Genomic DNA, 17,924 nt, shown 5'->3' on the forward strand with positions numbered 1-17,924 from the left:
AGCGATCCTTCCCAAGGGTTGTTAAGAAAAAACCCTGTAGATACCCAAGAAAAAACAATGCCGTTCACCTTAAGTGAACGGCATTAGCCCTCTGTGGCTGCTTTTTTTTCACCGCCTACCCCCTCAGATTCCATGCCAATCTGCCGAATACAACCAATCAATCTATCCAGCGTTATCTCATTTATCATTTGGTTACATGCCATAATTATCTCTCTGTCAAGACTTGAAGATCATCAGGGTTAGTGGTTTGATCTGCGGCTTGCCTCGTTCACGTCTTTCACGCTCAACAACGTGAACCCAATATAAAACAGTTTGTTATGAACAGTGGCGATTGGAAAAAGGCAACACACACGACATTAATTAAGGTGCATGCATAATGGCGAAAACTCCAACGGCTTCGGAAGTATCTCAAGCAATTGATATTGCATACCAATCGACCTCTATGGAGATCTGGGACAGCAAGTATCGACTGAAATCAAAGCATGGAGACGCGATTGATATCACGCTAGATGACACGTTCCAACGCGTTGCACGCGCACTGGCCGATCTAGAACAAGAAGACGTCAAAGAACACTGGTACAACGAATTCCTGTGGGCACTGCGTAACGGTGCTATCCCAGCGGGTCGTATTACCTCTAATGCGGGTGCGTTTGAACACAAACCTGCCACCTCAACCATCAACTGTACCGTTTCTGGCACCATTGAAGATTCAATGGATGACATTCTGGGCAAAGTGCACGAAGCAGGCCTGACCCTGAAAGCTGGTTGTGGTATCGGCTACGACTTCTCTACCCTGCGTCCACGTGGGGCATTCGTATCGGGTGCCGGTGCTTACACATCTGGCCCTATGTCGTTCATGGATATCTACGACAAAATGTGTTTCACCGTCTCCTCTGCCGGTGGTCGTCGTGGCGCACAGATGGGTACGATGGATATCCGCCATCCTGACATTATCGATTTCATTCGCGCTAAGCGTGAAGATGGCCGCTTACGCCAATTCAACCTGTCACTGCTGATCACGGAAGACTTCATTGAAGCGGTGAAAAACGATGCTCCGTGGCAACTGCTGTTCCCTATCACAGCCAAAGAAGCCAAGCAGGACAAGGTCGATCTCGACAACGATGACACCATCGTGTGGGCAGACTGGCCAACCAAACAAGAACTGATTGAAGACAGCGAAGGCCGTGTCGCGTGTAAGGTATACCGCACCATGCCTGCACGTAACCTGTGGAATGTGATCATGACATCCACCTATGACTACGCTGAGCCGGGCTTCATTCTGATCGACAAAGTGAACCAGATGAACAACAACTGGTTCTGTGAAGACATTCGCGCGACCAACCCATGTGGTGAGCAACCACTACCACCATACGGTGCATGTTTGTTGGGCTCCATTAACCTAACGAAATTTGTTCGTCAGCCATTTACCAATGATGCCTCGTTTGATTGGGACAGCTTCCGCCGCGTAGTGGCTATCTTTACCCGTATGTTGGACAACGTGGTGGAAATCAACCAGCTGCCGCTGGAAAAACAGCGCCATGAAATCGAACACAAACGTCGTCACGGTATGGGCTTTTTGGGCTTAGGCTCTACCATCACCATGCTGCAACACAAATACGGCAGTGCGGCCTCTGTGGCGTTCACCGAGCAAGTGGCGCAAGAAATGGCGATCACCGGCTGGAAAGAATCGCTGAGCCTGGCAAAAGAAAAAGGCGTTGCTCCGATCATGAACGAAGAGTTCGAGATCACAGCAAAAATGTTACGCCTGCGTCCAGAAATGGCCCAAGACGGCATCAAACTGGGCGACAAGGTGAAAGGTAAAGTGCTGCACGCCAAATACAGCCGTTACATGCAGCAAGTGGCCGAGATTGAGCCAGAACTTGTCGACAAACTGGCGAAACACGGCGGCCGCTTTACGCACCATAGTTCGATTGCGCCAACCGGGACGATTTCTCTGTCACTGGCGAACAATGCGAGTAACGGGATTGAGCCAAGCTTTGCCCATCACTACACCCGTAACGTGATTGTGCCGGGCAAGAAAACCAAAGAAAGCGTGGATGTATACAGCTTTGAGCTGTTAGCTTACCGTGAATTGGTGAACGAACTGGCGATGCCATACAGCACCGACGAAGCGACCCGCCTACCGGAATACTTCATCACGGCAGACGACATTACCCCAAGCCAGCACGTAGAAGTGCAAGCAGCAGCACAACGCTGGATTGACTCATCGATCTCGAAAACCGCGAACGTCCCAACAGACTTCCCGTTTGAAGATTTCAAAGACATCTACATGGATGCCTACGACAAAGGCCTGAAAGGCTGCACCACATTCCGTTTCAACCCGGAAGTGTTCCAGGGCGTCTTGGTGAAGGAAAAAGATCTGGAAAACACCACGTACGTGTTCACACTGGAAGACGGTTCCACCTTTGAAGCGAAGGGCAACGAAGAAATTGAGTATGATGGCGAAACGCACACTGCGGCTAACCTCTACGATGCCCTGAAAGAAGGCTACTACGGTAAATTTTAAGGTATATAGGTCATACACTCATGGTCAAAAAGATTGACGGCAAAATCGTTGCATTCAAAGTAAAAAGCCAAGAACAAGAAACTGCGCAGCCAGCCGCACCCGCAACGCCGGAAGTTGAAGTGCAGCACATGCACGAAGACATGCCGCGCCCGGAAAAGCTGCTGGGAACTACCTATAAGCTGAAAACGCCGGAGCACATTTCAGAGCACTCATTGTTCATCACCATTAACGATGTGGTATTGAACGAAGGCACGGAGCATGAAACCCGCCGTCCGTTTGAAGTGTTCATCAACTCAAAGAGCCTTGAACACTACCAGTGGATTGTGGCACTGACGCGCATTATGTCGGCGGTATTCCGTAAAGGCGGCGATTGCACGTTCCTGGTTGAAGAACTCCGCTCGGTATTCGATCCACGCGGTGGCTACTGGAACAAAGGCAAGTACGTCCCTTCTCTGATCGCAGAAATCGGTAACGTGATTGAACAGCACCTGACAGAGATCGGCATGCTGGGCAAACCGGAAGTGGATGCCCACCAGCAAGCGTTTCTGGAAGCGAAAAAGGCGGAACTGGCGGGCAAACCAGAGCCAGCAGCGGAAGAAGAAACCGGCGGTAACTTTCCACCGAGTGCGACACTTTGCTACAAGTGCCACAACAAATCCGTGATCGTCAAAGACGGCTGCCAGACCTGCCTGAACTGCGGCGATTCGAAGTGCGGTTAAGTCCGACCAAGTGAGCCTGTACCGATAATAAAAAAGCTGCTTCGGCAGCTTTTTTGTTGGTTCTGGTAGTGTTCAAAATCCTGTATCAGCGAAGACATATCTATGAACACCCTCTGACTGCGCAACGCCTTAATCCTTATTTGATAAGAAAATTCACTAACCAATATATGTTATTCAGAGGTACAACAAAGCAATATTAATGCTCTAGGTAAATCAATTATCGACATCTAATTCATTAATACAACTTGCGTTTATAATATCAAACTCAATTGGCTTTATATCATAGTCAAAGTGTTCTTTTATAAATTTTGATAAATTGCTTTTACTTACATTATGTATTTCCTTATAACCACTATGGCTGTATATCTCTAACTGAGTGTCACGAATAAATAAAAATCGATGACCAACAACCATCGAGAATCGTAACTGATTGCTAAACGGGTAAGTTATATCGGTAGAAAAACGGTTAGCTATACCTTGCCGGATTTCAGCTTCTGGTTTTTCCGCAATATCTATTTCCATTTGTTTCTTTTCGACACCATGTTTGAAATGGTAAACAGTGATGACACCGTTTACTATTTCAGTTCTATAGCGCATTCCGTAGCATTCATACACAATAGGGTTTTCTGCTGGAAACAGTTGAATAGATGGCCAACCATTACCGATATCAGCAAAATAACGTTGGTGGCCAATTTCAAGCCTTACCAACCGGTGGATTTCTTGTCCGTCAATACGAGCAGAATGTAAGTGAACATCAAGGCCGGCAGCTCTACCTGCCTCTAAATAACTCAATGTTTTGTCTGAGCAAGTGCCTCCATATGCTGTTGTGGTGGGCCGCACATTATTGAGTAAGTAAAGGTTATGAAATGGTTCTTGCTTGAATTTATCAAACAATATTTTTTGAGCTAATTGTACTGTCACCTGTGAGTATCCCCGCGTTTTGCAATAACGGCATCAAATGTTGGGTAGCTAAAAAAATAAGTATTATCCACATCGTGAGTAAATAACTGTTCCCAAATTTTCTTAAGTTCGACCATTTCCATATTTCCATTTCGGGTTAAATAGGTCACTACCAACTTACGTATGCCACTACCTACATCAAATGATGTTTTTTTTCGAATAGCTATTTCAGTAGGTAATAAGTGACCAAATGTATCCCTAAGAGCTACCTTATTACGACCATTCGAATAGAACTTTTTGTGTTCCAAAGTATCCGCTATCTGCTTAACCGCACGATCTAAAAATGGACATCGAACCTCAATACTATGCGCCATACTGCACATATCTAGCCGGCGAAGCTCAGTAAAGCACATGTCGGTTATTAGTTTTGTACGGATTGATTGCCATTCTTGTTCTAATAGATGCTCATGGTACCCAGCAAATAGTTCGTCAGCACCCTCACCCGTTAGTACGACCTTTAATCCCTCCTTATTTACAGCTTCTGCTAATAAATAAGTCGCCAAGCCGTTGCTTATGATCGATGGGTTGTAGCTCTCCGTTGTGTAAAGCACTTTGGCAATCAATGCTGGTAACTCTTGCTCAGTTGGCAATGGAATGTAGTGAACTTGTTTTAACCCTAAGAACTGAACAAGATGATTAACCATTGCGACATCAGAACTATCAGGATCGCCAAGGACAAAATAAGTGATGTCCTGGCGGTATTGATGAGCTAATGCCGCAATAATCGAGCTATCCAAGCCACCACTCAAGAAAACACCAAACGGCTGTTTTGGCAAACGCTTAATAACCGCTTGTTCCATCGCTACAGCCAGACTGGACGTAGTGTTGGCTGGTAGTTGATGTACTGCTATTTGTGTTAGCTTTCCAGTGGTTAAATCTAACTGGCTAATACCAAGTGGTACTTGCTCGAACCATTCAATGTTTTGCAAGGCTTTAAGTTCACTTACAACAAATAGGTTATTGCTGTCGCGACCATAAAATAGTGGTTTTTTACCCATATGGTCGCGCAATAAGTAAAGAGTATGCGTCTCACGTTCATAGATAATCCCTGAGTAAAACCCGTCTAACTCAGCTAGTACGTGAGTACCTAATTTCGTAAATAGCGGTGTAATAACATGTGTATCACATTGACAATTTAGGGTTAGGTTGTGATGTTTAATAAGTGCATCTGCATTATATATCTCGCCATTAAATGCCCCTATTAAATCACCAGCTTTGTATGGCTGACGACCAGCGATACTTTCATCATTAATCGCCAAACGTACAAAGCCAATAACTAATTGATTGCTTACCCAGCAGTACTGATCATCTGGCCCACGATGAGAAAGTCGAGCGAGAGTGGCTGACATGCTTTGCTCCGCAGTGTCACCATAAAGTAACGCTATTCCGCACATAGTTGTGGTTCTTTATTATTCAGTAACTCGCTGCGTAATTGCACTAACAAATTACCTAGTCGGTTTAATCCTGTACCGTCCCCGGCGTCACCCCAATAGCTGTCATTACGTGTATGTTCGGCTATATTACGTTGCTGCGTAGATAATAATAACTCTTTGAGTTCAGGGTGCTGGGTAAACTTCGCTGCAAGTGCTTGCCACATAACCTTTTCTTTTACATCGTACCAATTAGCCTTGAGATACTGTGATTCCAGTTGTTGAGCAATTTGTTTAGCTAATATTGGGGTTACTGCTGAACGAATTCGCTCTTGTAATACTGGCTCACTAAACTTTTGTGCTTGGTAAAAGTGCTCAGTTGTACGCCAAATTTTACCCTGCAGATAAACAGCATGTTGTGAAAAGTTGGAAAACTCCCCCCACGTTTGATCGGAATGATAAAAGTGGATTGAGCTAGTATTGTCATGTTCAAGGCCCAAGGGCAAGCAGTGTCCTAATTTGTCATTCTTACTCTGTAAGTAATCTGCATTTTCGGGACGCACTTGTGGGTGAGTATTAACCACCTCTACTGCGATACCAGCCTCTTCCAGTGCACGTCGTTTTCGCGGGTTGTTTGACACTAGACGAACTTGTTCTATTGCCATTTTTTTTAGCACTTTGATAGCTGGCGTATAGTCACGAATATCTTGTTCTAAGCCCATAGCTTGGAATGATTCAGCGGTATCTAATGCTTCGGTCTGCATTTTATATACTGCTTGAATCTTCTTTGACAGACCTTGGCCACGCCCTTCTTGATGCAAATGAAAAATTATGCCGCTTCCGTCGTGTGCCATGGATTTCATGGCTTCGCGCAATTGGTCTGCGCAGTCGCAATCTCGCGCTTCAAAGACTTCTGAAGCTAAGCATGAGGAATGTAATCGCACCATTGGCTTACTTCCTAGCTTATTTATATCACCAAAAGTAACCACTCGTAGCAATTCGTTACCAGTATCATACATTCTAAATGTGCCATGAGGTGTAGGTAGTTCGCAGTAATTTATATAAGGCATTTTATTCTAATATCTCAACAGTTTGCTGGTGTGCATTTGCAAAGCTAGTACTCTGCGGCACTATTTGATTTAAAAACTCATAAATATGGTGCTCGTTCATTTGCTTAACCTGAGCTTCGAGTGTTGCAATCGTGGCAGAGTTAAAGGAGCGAGTAAGGTATTCACACAGCTCCGTAAGTTCTGGAAATTTTGATAATGCTTGTGCCAAGCCATTGATTCGATAGAAACTATGTTTTAAACGTGCAAGACGAGTGTTGCGTGCAGCCCTAGTAGCTTTCCAAACATTGGTAATTTCAGCAGGGGTAAAAACCAGATTATGCTGTTCTTTTGCAAGTAGAAAATTTTGCAAACCTGCATACAGAGCTGATCCCATAATCTCATCCTGTACCTTCTCTAAGTCTAAAATTTTCTCGTTTTGCACACGACCAGTGTGTTGCACAGGAAAAGGGGCACTTTTAATACTTAGCCGACGATAATGCTTATTAACCATTGCCCAAACCATATCTGAACGGCGTGCTTCACGGCCATTAATTTTAGGGATTAAGTTAGGTGTTTGTGTTAACGCCTTAGGATTTAATACAAAGGTATTACCACCACGATTGACCGTGTCTTTCATTGCCATCAGGGAGTATGAAAAGCATTCCGGAATTATACTCCGAGTAAGTGGGAAGCCTGTGACTAACAACGGAGCATGAGCAAACAAGCGTGCACGAGCTTCCGCTACAGTTTCGCCTTTGTAAGCAGGTTCAAGCCAAAATGGAACTTCTAAATGTCCCGAATGTTTACGAGATAAATCGTAGTAATAATCAGGGTACTTATTTCGAAGTATTGTGTTTTCTCCACTGCGGTCAGGCAGTTCAATATTACTTGATAGTGTATCTAGCCAACGTAAATTATGCAGCAGATCTACCAACTGACCACGTAGGCCATTTAATGGTGGATTGGGTGAGGAACCCTGATATTGCCCAATCACAACATCAATACCCTCTTGTTTAAACCTTGGTAACCAAGGAAGGTACTGCTTTGCACGCGCATCTAGGCGCATGTCATCATCAAGAATCCAAGCAATGCTATCCGGATTCGCTTCGCATATTAACCCTACGTACTTTTGCAACATACTGCGTGCATGTGCTATACCCACTTGCCCCCTCTGACGGTTAGCGAAGCCTAAACCAAATAAACCTCTTTCAGAGTCTTCTATTTGTTGTTCCTCGGTAATTATTCGCACATTGCCGAGTGGCCGCTTGCTATCTTCAAAAACAGCTGTCAAAGAGCTCGCTGAACAACCATTACACAAAACAATAGTGTTTACCTCTGATAAATAACTACACTGAGAAAGTTCGGCAATACTGTTAAGCAATGGTAATAATTTATGGGCATCACCTGTAATCACACCAATAGTTAATGAAAAAGGTGCCGACAGTTCTGCTAGCGGAGCTAGGGGCAACCTGACTTGCTGTGCTAGCTTCAGGTTATAGTCAATACCGGTTAATCGTTGACGAAACGCTTGATAGCCCTCCATCTCCGGCATATTTGTGGTATGCAACGATTGACGCATTAAGAACTTAAGACATGGATGATCCGCATGATGAATACTCAGATAAGCGCGCCGCACCATGTGTTCGAAACCCAACTCACTCCATGGCCGAATATCCGAACCATAATCAATCAACTTCACTTCATTCTGGGTTTTGATCAAGTTTTTCGGATGAATGTTATTGCATACAATACCCACTTTACTGCAACTATGAAGTAAGTTAATCACTTGTTCACAGTAGCCACCTTGGTAAGGGATGCTCACCTCATAGGGGTAAGTGAGAACTAAGTTTTTACCATCTGAAACGACTTCATCAAGGGCATATAATCCTGGCAGATCACGCCATTGTGAACCGTCCTGTTGTAAAAGCTTGATTTGCTCAGCCGGTATACGCGTTTTCCAGTAATCTATACACTTAAAAACACGTTTACCGTCAGTCATCACAATGGCTTCAGAGCCAATACCAAGTAGCTGCAGATCGTCCGTATCGATACAAAATAACTTATTGATACGAGCACGGGCTTCGTCAGTTCGGCACTGTGTTATTTTATGAACTAGTTCTGTTTGCTCCTTTTTGAGCTGCTCATTAAGGCTGTCGTCGCACATCTGACGAGCACCTAATTCTGTCAATAGTACTGAAATAACATTTTTGTTTTTACAATATGGTTGCCCTTGCAGCGGCCAATCTCTTAATACCCATGCGCTATGACCGATGTTCTCTTTGGCTACAAAAGCAGTAGCCGTCTCAATACATGTTTGCTGAGCGCATAAATTGTAGCAAGTGATTCCCTGCTGTCTCACAAATTCAAGAAACGCGCTTAATTCGTTCAAGTTTACATCTTGAATTGCAGTTAAGACTAGGTTAAAACCAACTAGATGCTGTTGGCCTACTTGGTGAATTCGCTCGATTACTTGACTTAACTTACTAAACGAAATACATCCTAACTCAATACCAAGTGTTAACGCTATTTGAATTGCAGGCTTTGATTCTATTTCCGATGATGTTTCTGGTTCCCAGTTAAATAGACTCTGCGCACGATTAAGAAATGCTTTACGCTGCGAGTTACTCATACGCCCATGATACTTCAACCAAAATGCTGACAAACCTTTTTTCTTAGCTGGTGAGTTTGGTGTACTAAGCCGCTGGCGATCATTATCTGCATAATGATTTAACAGTGAGTCATTTATGCTGAGGTAGCGGATCGCTTCTAATTCACAGAGACGTATGCACAAATCACGATCAGTGCAGCTGCATAGATGCTCATCAAAACCACCTACCATCAGCATGATATCGAGTGATAAAAACAGGTTAGAACCTTGAATACCAGGATTACCCCGTAAAAATTGGTCTTCTCTTAACGATTTAGGAGGTAAGCACTTGATATAACTCCGGCCATTTCCTTCAAATCGGTAGAACCCTACAGCCACCATATTACACTGATTTTCACTTGCGACGGCTAAGCATTTCTCTAAATAGCTTGGATGCCATTCATCATCATCATCAAGGAATGCAAGAAACAAAGAATCCATATTTTTGCTACGCTGAGTGCATAGATAATCGATAGCCGTATTCCACGCTCCACTAGCACCAGGAGTTCGTTGATTTATCAAATATTTAATTTGGAAATCAGCTTCTGATAGATCATCGACAATTGCTTTATTTTTTTTACGATCTTCTACTGAGGAATCATCGACAACAATGACGTAATTCGGAACTATCGTTTGATTAATAACTGAACGAATTGCTCGATCTTTTAATAATTCAGTTCTATTCTTTGTTGCAATAATAACGGCTAATTGATGAGCATTCAAACTAAACTCCGTTGCTCCAGAATGACTAGTTAGCACTTCAATAATTATAGTTACCAAGCTAGTATAACGTTGTTAATTATCTATAAATAGTCTGCTTATAAAAAACACTTGTCAAGTTTGACAGAATACATTAACCACTTATCGAATCAGAATCACAAACTTATTTTGCAGCAACACAAATTGCACAACCCTATACCATTCAAATTTTCACACAGTCGACATTACTTAATATGATGTTTTTCCGCATAAAATTCATTTTATATAAATATTTGGCCATGAAAATCATTTCGATTTCCTCCAAGAAATAAGTACTTATTTATAATCACGACCATACATACCATATTAAATTAATGAGTACCATATTTCCCGATAGCATTCGTGTTTTTAGTTACTTTTCGGGTTGATGCTATATGTCTTATTCCTGCCGCGTTACGGCTTATTGCTCTCGTTCTCTGGCGCTCTACCCAGCATCGCAAACAGCTTCTTGGCAATATCGGTGTTATCCATTTGCCCAATGAACTGCTCTTTGCCTTGCCCAAAGGCAAAGACTGGCACATCCACCCCGGTATGGCCGCCTGTTGTCCAACCGGTATTGGTACGTTGATCCACCACTTGCTTGATGGCTTGATAAAACGCTTTTGCCCCCTCCTTATGCGCCGGTTGCAAGACCGCCATTTCCTCTTTCGTCAGTGTGAAACCCAACTGCTGATTCAATGAAGCAGGCTCCCACGTTTGCTCGGCATGGGTCACGGCTATGGTACGTGGTGAGGCCGACAATTGGCGCAAATAAGCCGGTTCCCAGCGGTAGCCGCCTGCACGCTCTCCCATCGTCATACCACCGGTATTGTGATCAGCCGTAACAACCACCAAGGTATTGGGGTGTTGACTCACATAGGTTTCCAGCCACAACAAAGCACGGTGTAAATCGTCCATTTCAGCCATGGTCGAGGCCACATCATTCGCATGGCTGGCCCAATCAATTTGTGACCCCTCCACCAGCAGGAAAAAGCCTTTATCATTCGTTTCTAAACGCGAGACCGCCGCTTGTACCATATCTTTTAACCGATCAGGGTTGGCTTCATCTAAGGCAGCAGGCAGGCCTCTGTCAGCGAAAAGTCCCAATACATTGTGATTATCGATCGTTGCCAGTTGTGCGTAGCTGTCGATGTACTGATACCCCGCTTGCTGAAACTCTTCAACGAGATTGCGATCGTCTCTAATGAAGTACTGCCAACCGCCACCCAGCATGACATTGACCTTAAACTGGTCATCAATCTTGGCATCGAAATAGCTGTCTGCAATCTCGTTATACATACGGCGCTGCGGCACATGCGCCACATAACTGGCTGGCGTAGCGTGATTGATTTGCGAGGTGACCACCAGCCCGGTCGATTTGCCTACAGCTTTCGCGTATTCCAGTACGCTTTCCACGGGTTGCTGGTCGTTATCAAGCCCAATGGCACCATTGTAGGTTTTGTGGCCCGAAGCCAAGGCAGTACCAGATGCGGCACTGTCGGTAACAAGCCCTTGCGACAAGGCCGGATAGGTACTGCTGCGCCCGACAAAATGGCGATCAAACACCGTCGACTCTACCTGTGGCGTGGCCGGATCATCATGGAAATAACGAAATGCGGACGTGTGTACCGGCCCCATGCCATCCCCCACCACCATGATAATATTCGGCGGCGTAGCCTGCGCGGCGAACGACATAACAGGCAAAAGTGCAGAAACACACAGCGATGATAGCCCCAATGAGCGGGCTAACAATGAGCGAGAAAATGATGGCATGACGTGCCTCCTTGGCAACCCGGTTCAAATCCGTTGAACCCTTCATGTTGAACGTTTCACAGTTGTGTTCAATCATGCCAGCGGAGAAAGTGTAAGATCAATGGTGAGTGTGTAAGAAACTCTACACTGATGCTGTAAAACCGTGGCTATGCATCCACATAACCACGATCTGCTGCCTACAGCTGTTGTCTCTGAATGCAGCTTTCTCAGTCAGTATTTGATCACAATGGTATTGGCCGCTAAATCCCCTAAACGTTGACGCTTGCGGCCCAAAATGAAGATGGCATCGATAACACCAATTATCGGCGTCAGGATGTTTCGAAGGAAAGATTGCCACAATGAACAATACGCCCCTGTGTCTTTATCAATCACAGCCATGCTCAGCACACGCTTACCCAGGCTTTGTCCCCGTGGCAATGCGTCAGCAAAAATCCAATACAGGGCACCGCTGCCCAACGCCATAATATCAATGTGGTGTTGTTCAAGCGCCAGCGCCTCACCCATTGCGAACAACGTAAAAATAATGGCAAAGGCTACAATGGCATCCAACATCTGGCCGACATAACGACGACCGGGGCTGGCAAGATAACGTCGCGGAGAGAATGCCGATGCACCATGAGGCGCTTGTGCATGTAGATTCATTCTTGAGTCCGTCCCCTGCTCAGGATCAAACCTCTCGCTTTGTTTCAGTGTCGACATTGACGGCTCTGCGCCTTCATCTGCCACTTCTATATCCGTTAATTTGGGTTCAATCCGCATATCAACGCTCCTTGTTGGCGGTTTGCATAACGCTGTTTATTCGCGTCTGTTTTATCCACTTGCTACAAGCTGATTTTTGCCCGCAGAACGTACCACCTTCGAACGCCATATGCAATCACGCGCAATAAAGAAAAACGGCTTCATCGTCATACCTACTCGGTGACAATGAAGCCGTTTTACGTGATCACAATTTACATGATCACAATAACACGCGAATAATTATCCTTATGGGGATAAGAATGGATTACTCCGCTTTATGCTCAAGCAATACCATCACTTCTGCGTGTTCGGTATGCGGGAACATATCAAACCACTGCAGGCGCTTCGCTTGGTAGTTTGGCATACCGTCCAAATCCGCTTTCAGTGTATGCGGGTTGCAGCTGGAGTAGATAATGTGTTTCGGCGCCAGCTCCACCAGCTGCTCCGTCAAGGCTTTGCCCAAGCCACGACGCGGCGGGTTAACCAGTACCAGTTCAGGCGCGCTGTTATGCATCAACGAGAACTTGGCGGAATCCAACGCATCAAAGTCCAGGTTGGTAATACCCATGGCTTCTGCAGAACGCTTCGCACTGGCAATCGCTTCTGGCTCAATCTCGATACCGGTCACGGCCGTCTGCTCACTGGCACAATGCAATGCAAAGCCACCGACACCACAGAACAAGTCCCACATTTTCTCAGGGCCGATTTCACGCACCCACTCGCGGGCTGTTGCGTACAACTGCGCCGCCACTTTCGGGTTGGTCTGGAAGAAACTCTTCGGACGAATCACCATCGGCACATCATTGAACTGCTCAATCAGTGAATGGGATTCAGTCAGGAAGAACTCTTCATCCCCTTCCAAACGTGCCATGTGCACCGGTTGCAGGTTCACAGAGACCACTTTAATACTTGGGAATGCGGTAAGCAGTCGCTCAAGGTTGTTTTCGATACGCGTAACGGCATCGCGACTGCGCATCACAAAACGCAGCATAAACTCACCGTGGTGCGCACTGCGGGTCAGCAAAATGTATTTCAGTTCGCCTTTTTTCTTGTTCTTGTTGTAGGGCGGAATACCCGATACACGGATCCAGTCTTGCAGATACGCCAACAGCGCCTGCATGTCTTCCGTGTACAAAGGACAATCTACCAAGCTGACCGGCTCACTCTGGCCGTCTTTTTGAATATCCGCGCCTAAAATCGGCGCATGCGCGGCACCTAATACCACCATCTTCGCTTTATTACGGCAGGCGGTTTCATCGCTGGTGACAGCAGGTAGCCACTGTTCCGGCATACGATCGTTAAATAATGCTTTTAAGGCTTCATCTTTTTGCGCGATTTGCTGCGAATAGGAAATGCCATGGTATTCACACGATTGGCATTGCTGTTGATTATAGAAAGCACACTGCATAGGTCTAACTGCCGAAATAGAGAAAGGCGCTAGTCTATTATTCTACCAAAAAATCACCATTTGAGTTATTTATCGATATGATGAATATTTTTTATCGGCATTTTTTGGTAAGGCGAAGAAAAGGTGATAGCGAGAAATATTCTTATTAGCGATGTCACGAAACGTACAATGACTGAAAGTAATTGTCACGTCAATCAGTTAGATTCGCACCATGATCACCTTATATGCAATATCATGAAACTCTCACAACTCAACGCCTTTAAAGCCATCATTGAATGCCAAACCATCACCGCCGCTGCTGAACGCCTGAATTTAAGCCAACCCGCAGTGAGTCGCCTACTCGCCAGCTTAGAAGAACGCTTACGATTTAAATTGTTCATCCGCAAAGGTAACCGCCTCGTACTCAGCGATGAAGGACAAGCCTTTTATTTAGAAGTGGCTAAAGTGTTTGAAGCGGTATCCGGACTCGATCAGGCTGCACTCTCTATTCGTTCTCGCCATTTTGGCAGCCTAAACATTGCCGCAATGCCACTATTATCGAACAGTTACCTGCCACGAGTGCTGGCTACCTTCTTGCAACAGGCCACAAAACTCAAAGTCGGCTTAAAAACCTACCGTTCCGAAGAGGTGATCCGGCACGTACAAAGCCAAACCACCGACATTGGTTTTGCGTTTGTTGATAGCCCCGTAGCAGGCGTGCACGCTCAGCGCGTCTCTTGCGAGTGTGTCTGCCTCATTCCGGTTACTTCGCCGTTAGCTACCTTGGCAGAAATCGACATTCATGACATCGCTAATCAAGTGCTGATCCGCCACGAGAAAGATGCGACCCAATGCAAAATCGACACTCTGCTTCGCCGCTATGGCTTATCGACCATCGAGCAAGTGGAAGTGTCACTGGCCAGCACTGCCGCTGCGCTGGTGCGAGAAGGTGTTGGCATTGCAATTACTGACCCGTTTACTGCCGCTATCGACAGTGAACACCCACAAGTGGTGATGCGACCGCTGGTGTTCAGCCTGCCGGTTGAGTTCGACATTCTGTACCCGGCCCTGAAACCCATTCACCGCCATGCCGAACGCTTTATTGAGCAATTTATGCTGCTGGCCGATAGCCTGAATATCGACCTGAAACTGGGCCCAATGCGGGATCTCAACGAGTAGCACGTTGCGTGCCTTCACACTTTACTTGCGAATGAAGCACGAAAAAACGCAATCAATTAGACGTTAACAATCAATAAGTTAAAGAGGAAACAAACAGCCAGCATAACTTTTTTGCATGGCTGTTTGTGTGTTCATCATTGGTCTGACAGCACCTTGGCTCCTTACTCTGAGTGCAACCCAACACTCAATATAAAAAGGAATAATTATGTCAACGCGTGTTTCTGTTATCGGCTCAGGTAATGCAGGTTTAACAGCGGCTTACCACTTCACCTTACACGGCGCGAGTGTGTGTTTATATGGGGCAACCGGCTTTGATCAGCCATTAACGGATATTGAACAACAAGGCGGTATTGAAGCCTTGGCAAGTTTCAATGATGTTGAACTGACATACGCAGGCAAGCAGGCTATCGATAAAGTCAGCCGCGATCTGAAAGACACCTTGGACTATGCCGATTTGCTGGTACTCCCAGTGCCGTCTTTCGCCCAAGAGCCGCTGTTCATCGATATGCTACCGCACCTGCGTGATGGCCAAATCATCATGCTGATGCCGGGTAACTATGGGTCACTGGTGCTCAACCGCATTAAACATGAGCAAGGCTATGGCCATTTGGATATCACCTTTGTGGATGCGATTTCCATTCCATGGGCAACCCGCATTGTCGGTCCGGCACAATTGGCGATTCTGGGCATGAAAGCGTTTTTACCGGTCGCGGCCTTCCCGGCGAACCGTACTCAACAGGCTATTGATGCCCTACAGCCTGTGATGCCATTGCCACTCACACCACTGAGCAATGTGATTGAAGCGGGTCTGGAGAACATCAACTTTGGTGGCCACCCGCTGCTGACCACGTTGAACATGGGCTTGCTGGAAAACTTTGATGGTCAGTTCAATTACTACAAAGACTGCTGCTCAATCTCAACCGCCAGAGCTGCAGCGGTGATGGAATCAGAACGTCTGGCCGTGGGCAACGCACTGGGCTTAACCCTGAAGCCAGAATTGGAGGCGATGAATGCCCTGTATGAGATGGACTGCACCTCGGTCTATGAGGTTAACCGTACTTCAGAGACCCACGGCAAGCTCAACAGTGCGCCGAATTCAGCCGGTAACCGCTATATCACCGAAGATGCGGCTTACCTGCTGGTGCCGTGTTACGAAATGGCACAACTGGCAGGACTGGAGACACCGATGATCACGTCGTGTCTGCACATTGATAACGCCTACAACGACACGGACTACTTCCGTACCGGGCGCACCCTGAAGAAGATGGGACTGGATAACCTGACGCCAGCTGAAATTATCGATTTCGTGGCATAAACCGTTATACGCATAACACACGTGGGGCCGTGATGCCCCACCCGCTGTTAAAAGAAGCAGGATACGCATTATGAGTAAATTCAAGTTCCCCTCTGCCTATACCATTTTGATGCTATTAACGGTGCTGATGGCAATCCTGACCTGGGTGATCCCAGCAGGCCAGTACCAGATGGAAGCCCATGCCACCCTTGGGAAAATGGTGCCGGTTGTTGGCTCGTACCAAACCGTCGAGGCGAATCCACAAGGTATCATCGACATCCTTATGGCCCCGATTCAGGGCTTTTATGATCCTTCTGAATACGTCGCTCGTGCCATTGATGTGGCCGTGTTTGTACTGGTCATTGGTGGCTTCCTGGCGGTGATCACCGAAACGGGTGCAATTGATGCGGGTATTGCCGGCACCATGAAACGTCTTGCCGGACGCGAAAAGTGGATGATCCCTATCCTGATGGGCTTATTCGCGCTAGGCGGCACCGTGTATGGTATGGCTGAAGAAACCATTCCGTTTTATGCCCTGTTGATCCCAGTGATGATAGCGGCCGGTTATGACAGCGTGGTCGGCGTGGCGATTATCATGGTCGGTGCCGGTATTGGCTGCTTAGGCTCCACCATCAACCCGTTTGCTACCGTGATTGCGTCTAATGCGGCTGAAATTAATTTCATGGAAGGCTTTGCCCTGCGCGCGGTGATTTTGGCGCTGGGCTGGTTACTATGCGTAATCTACGTGATGCGTTATGCCGAGCGTGTGAAGCGTGATCCTTCAACCTCGATTGTGGCCCACCAGCGCGAAGATAACGTAAAGCACTTCCTGCATGGCAAAGCACAAACCAGCCTGACGCTGACAAACACCCACAAGGCCATTCTGTCTATTTTCGCCCTGACGTTTGCCGTCATGATGTGGGGCGTATCGGCCAAAGGTTGGTGGATGGCGGAATTGTCTGCCCTGTTTATCGGCTCCAGCATCGTGATTGGCTTTGTGGGGCGCCTATCTGAAGCGGAGATCACCGACAGTTTCGTCAACGGCGCCCGTGATTTGCTGGGTGTGGCGCTCATCATCGCCATTGCCCGTGGTCTGGTGGTCGTGATGGATAACGGTAACATTACCCATACCATTTTGAACTACGCTGAAGGACTGCTGGGTGGCCTGAATGAAATCGCCTTCATCAATGCCATCTACTTTGTGGAAGCGGTGCTGTGCTTGGTCGTACCGTCGTCATCTGGCCTGGCAGTACTGTCAATGCCGATTCTGGCACCACTTGCAGACTTTGCCGGTGTCGGCCGTGACTTGGTGGTGACCGCTTTCCAGTCAGCGTCAGGCCTGCCAAACCTTGTAACGCCAACCTCCGGCGTGGTCATGGGCGGCCTTGCTATTGGCCGTGTCGCCTACACCACATGGTTACGCTTCATTGGCCCACTGATTGGTATGCTGACATTGATGATCATGGTGATGTTGAGCATTGGTGTGGTGATCAGTTAACACTGGCACCCAAATGCACCTATCGCGTCCATTCTAGGCCCCCCC

The 17,924-nt window shown here is 46.6% G+C and carries 12 protein-coding genes; 5 read left to right on the top strand and 7 right to left on the bottom strand.

Features of this window, described 5'->3' with window-relative positions:
* The first annotated feature begins 376 nt into the window (after positions 1-376).
* Together ABT58_RS21585 and ABT58_RS21590 are read left to right on the top strand one after the other, a co-directional pair.
* On the top strand, positions 377-2,527 hold the full coding sequence (locus ABT58_RS21585) for an adenosylcobalamin-dependent ribonucleoside-diphosphate reductase (protein WP_047876510.1): 2,151 nt from the start codon (positions 377-379) through the stop codon (positions 2,525-2,527).
* Between the two features lie 20 nt (positions 2,528-2,547).
* Complete coding sequence (locus ABT58_RS21590) at positions 2,548-3,246, top strand: TSCPD domain-containing protein (protein ID WP_047876511.1); 699 nt, start codon at positions 2,548-2,550, stop codon at positions 3,244-3,246.
* Between the two features lie 213 nt (positions 3,247-3,459).
* On the opposite strand, the gene ABT58_RS21595 is transcribed toward ABT58_RS21590, so the two are convergent.
* The 7 genes from ABT58_RS21595 to rlmC form a co-directional block, all read right to left on the bottom strand.
* Positions 3,460-4,167, bottom strand: a complete 708-nt coding sequence (locus tag ABT58_RS21595) for an arylamine N-acetyltransferase family protein (RefSeq protein ID WP_047876512.1) — start codon at positions 4,165-4,167, stop codon at positions 3,460-3,462.
* Entirely contained in the window at positions 4,164-5,555 is a 1,392-nt protein-coding gene (locus tag ABT58_RS21600; protein ID WP_158261723.1) for an asparagine synthetase B family protein, read from the bottom strand. The genes ABT58_RS21595 and ABT58_RS21600 overlap by 4 nt, the downstream gene beginning before the upstream one ends.
* 32 nt (positions 5,556-5,587) lie before the next feature.
* On the bottom strand, positions 5,588-6,646 hold the full coding sequence (gene ribA / locus ABT58_RS23855) for a GTP cyclohydrolase II RibA (protein WP_082211204.1): 1,059 nt from the start codon (positions 6,644-6,646) through the stop codon (positions 5,588-5,590).
* A gap of 1 nt (position 6,647) precedes the next feature.
* Entirely contained in the window at positions 6,648-9,995 is a 3,348-nt protein-coding gene (locus ABT58_RS21610; RefSeq protein ID WP_047876513.1) for a glycosyltransferase family 2 protein, read from the bottom strand.
* Between the two features lie 429 nt (positions 9,996-10,424).
* Complete coding sequence (locus ABT58_RS21615; protein WP_047876514.1) at positions 10,425-11,783, bottom strand: alkaline phosphatase; 1,359 nt, start codon at positions 11,781-11,783, stop codon at positions 10,425-10,427.
* 210 nt (positions 11,784-11,993) lie between these two features.
* Complete coding sequence (locus tag ABT58_RS21620) at positions 11,994-12,542, bottom strand: RDD family protein (RefSeq protein WP_229821787.1); 549 nt, start codon at positions 12,540-12,542, stop codon at positions 11,994-11,996.
* Positions 12,543-12,786: 244 nt separating this feature from the next.
* A complete protein-coding gene (gene rlmC / locus ABT58_RS21625; protein WP_047876515.1) occupies positions 12,787-13,929 on the bottom strand; it encodes a 23S rRNA (uracil(747)-C(5))-methyltransferase RlmC in 1,143 nt (380 codons plus the stop codon).
* A gap of 234 nt (positions 13,930-14,163) precedes the next feature.
* On the opposite strand from rlmC, the gene ABT58_RS21630 reads away from it, so the two are divergent.
* The 3 genes from ABT58_RS21630 to ABT58_RS21640 all read left to right on the top strand — a co-directional run bounded on the left by ABT58_RS21630 (position 14,164) and on the right by ABT58_RS21640 (position 17,879).
* Positions 14,164-15,087: a LysR family transcriptional regulator gene (locus ABT58_RS21630; protein WP_047876516.1), complete on the top strand. Its 924-nt coding sequence runs from the start codon at positions 14,164-14,166 to the stop codon at positions 15,085-15,087.
* 205 nt (positions 15,088-15,292) lie between these two features.
* Entirely contained in the window at positions 15,293-16,402 is a 1,110-nt protein-coding gene (locus tag ABT58_RS21635; RefSeq protein WP_047876517.1) for an NAD/NADP-dependent octopine/nopaline dehydrogenase family protein, read from the top strand.
* 70 nt (positions 16,403-16,472) lie between these two features.
* A complete protein-coding gene (locus tag ABT58_RS21640; protein WP_047876518.1) occupies positions 16,473-17,879 on the top strand; it encodes a YfcC family protein in 1,407 nt (468 codons plus the stop codon).
* The last annotated feature ends 45 nt before the right edge of the window (positions 17,880-17,924 follow it).

Origin of the sequence: Photobacterium aphoticum, assembly GCF_001029435.1 — a bacterium.
In the GTDB taxonomy this organism is placed as follows: Bacteria; Pseudomonadota; Gammaproteobacteria; order Enterobacterales; family Vibrionaceae; genus Photobacterium; species Photobacterium aphoticum.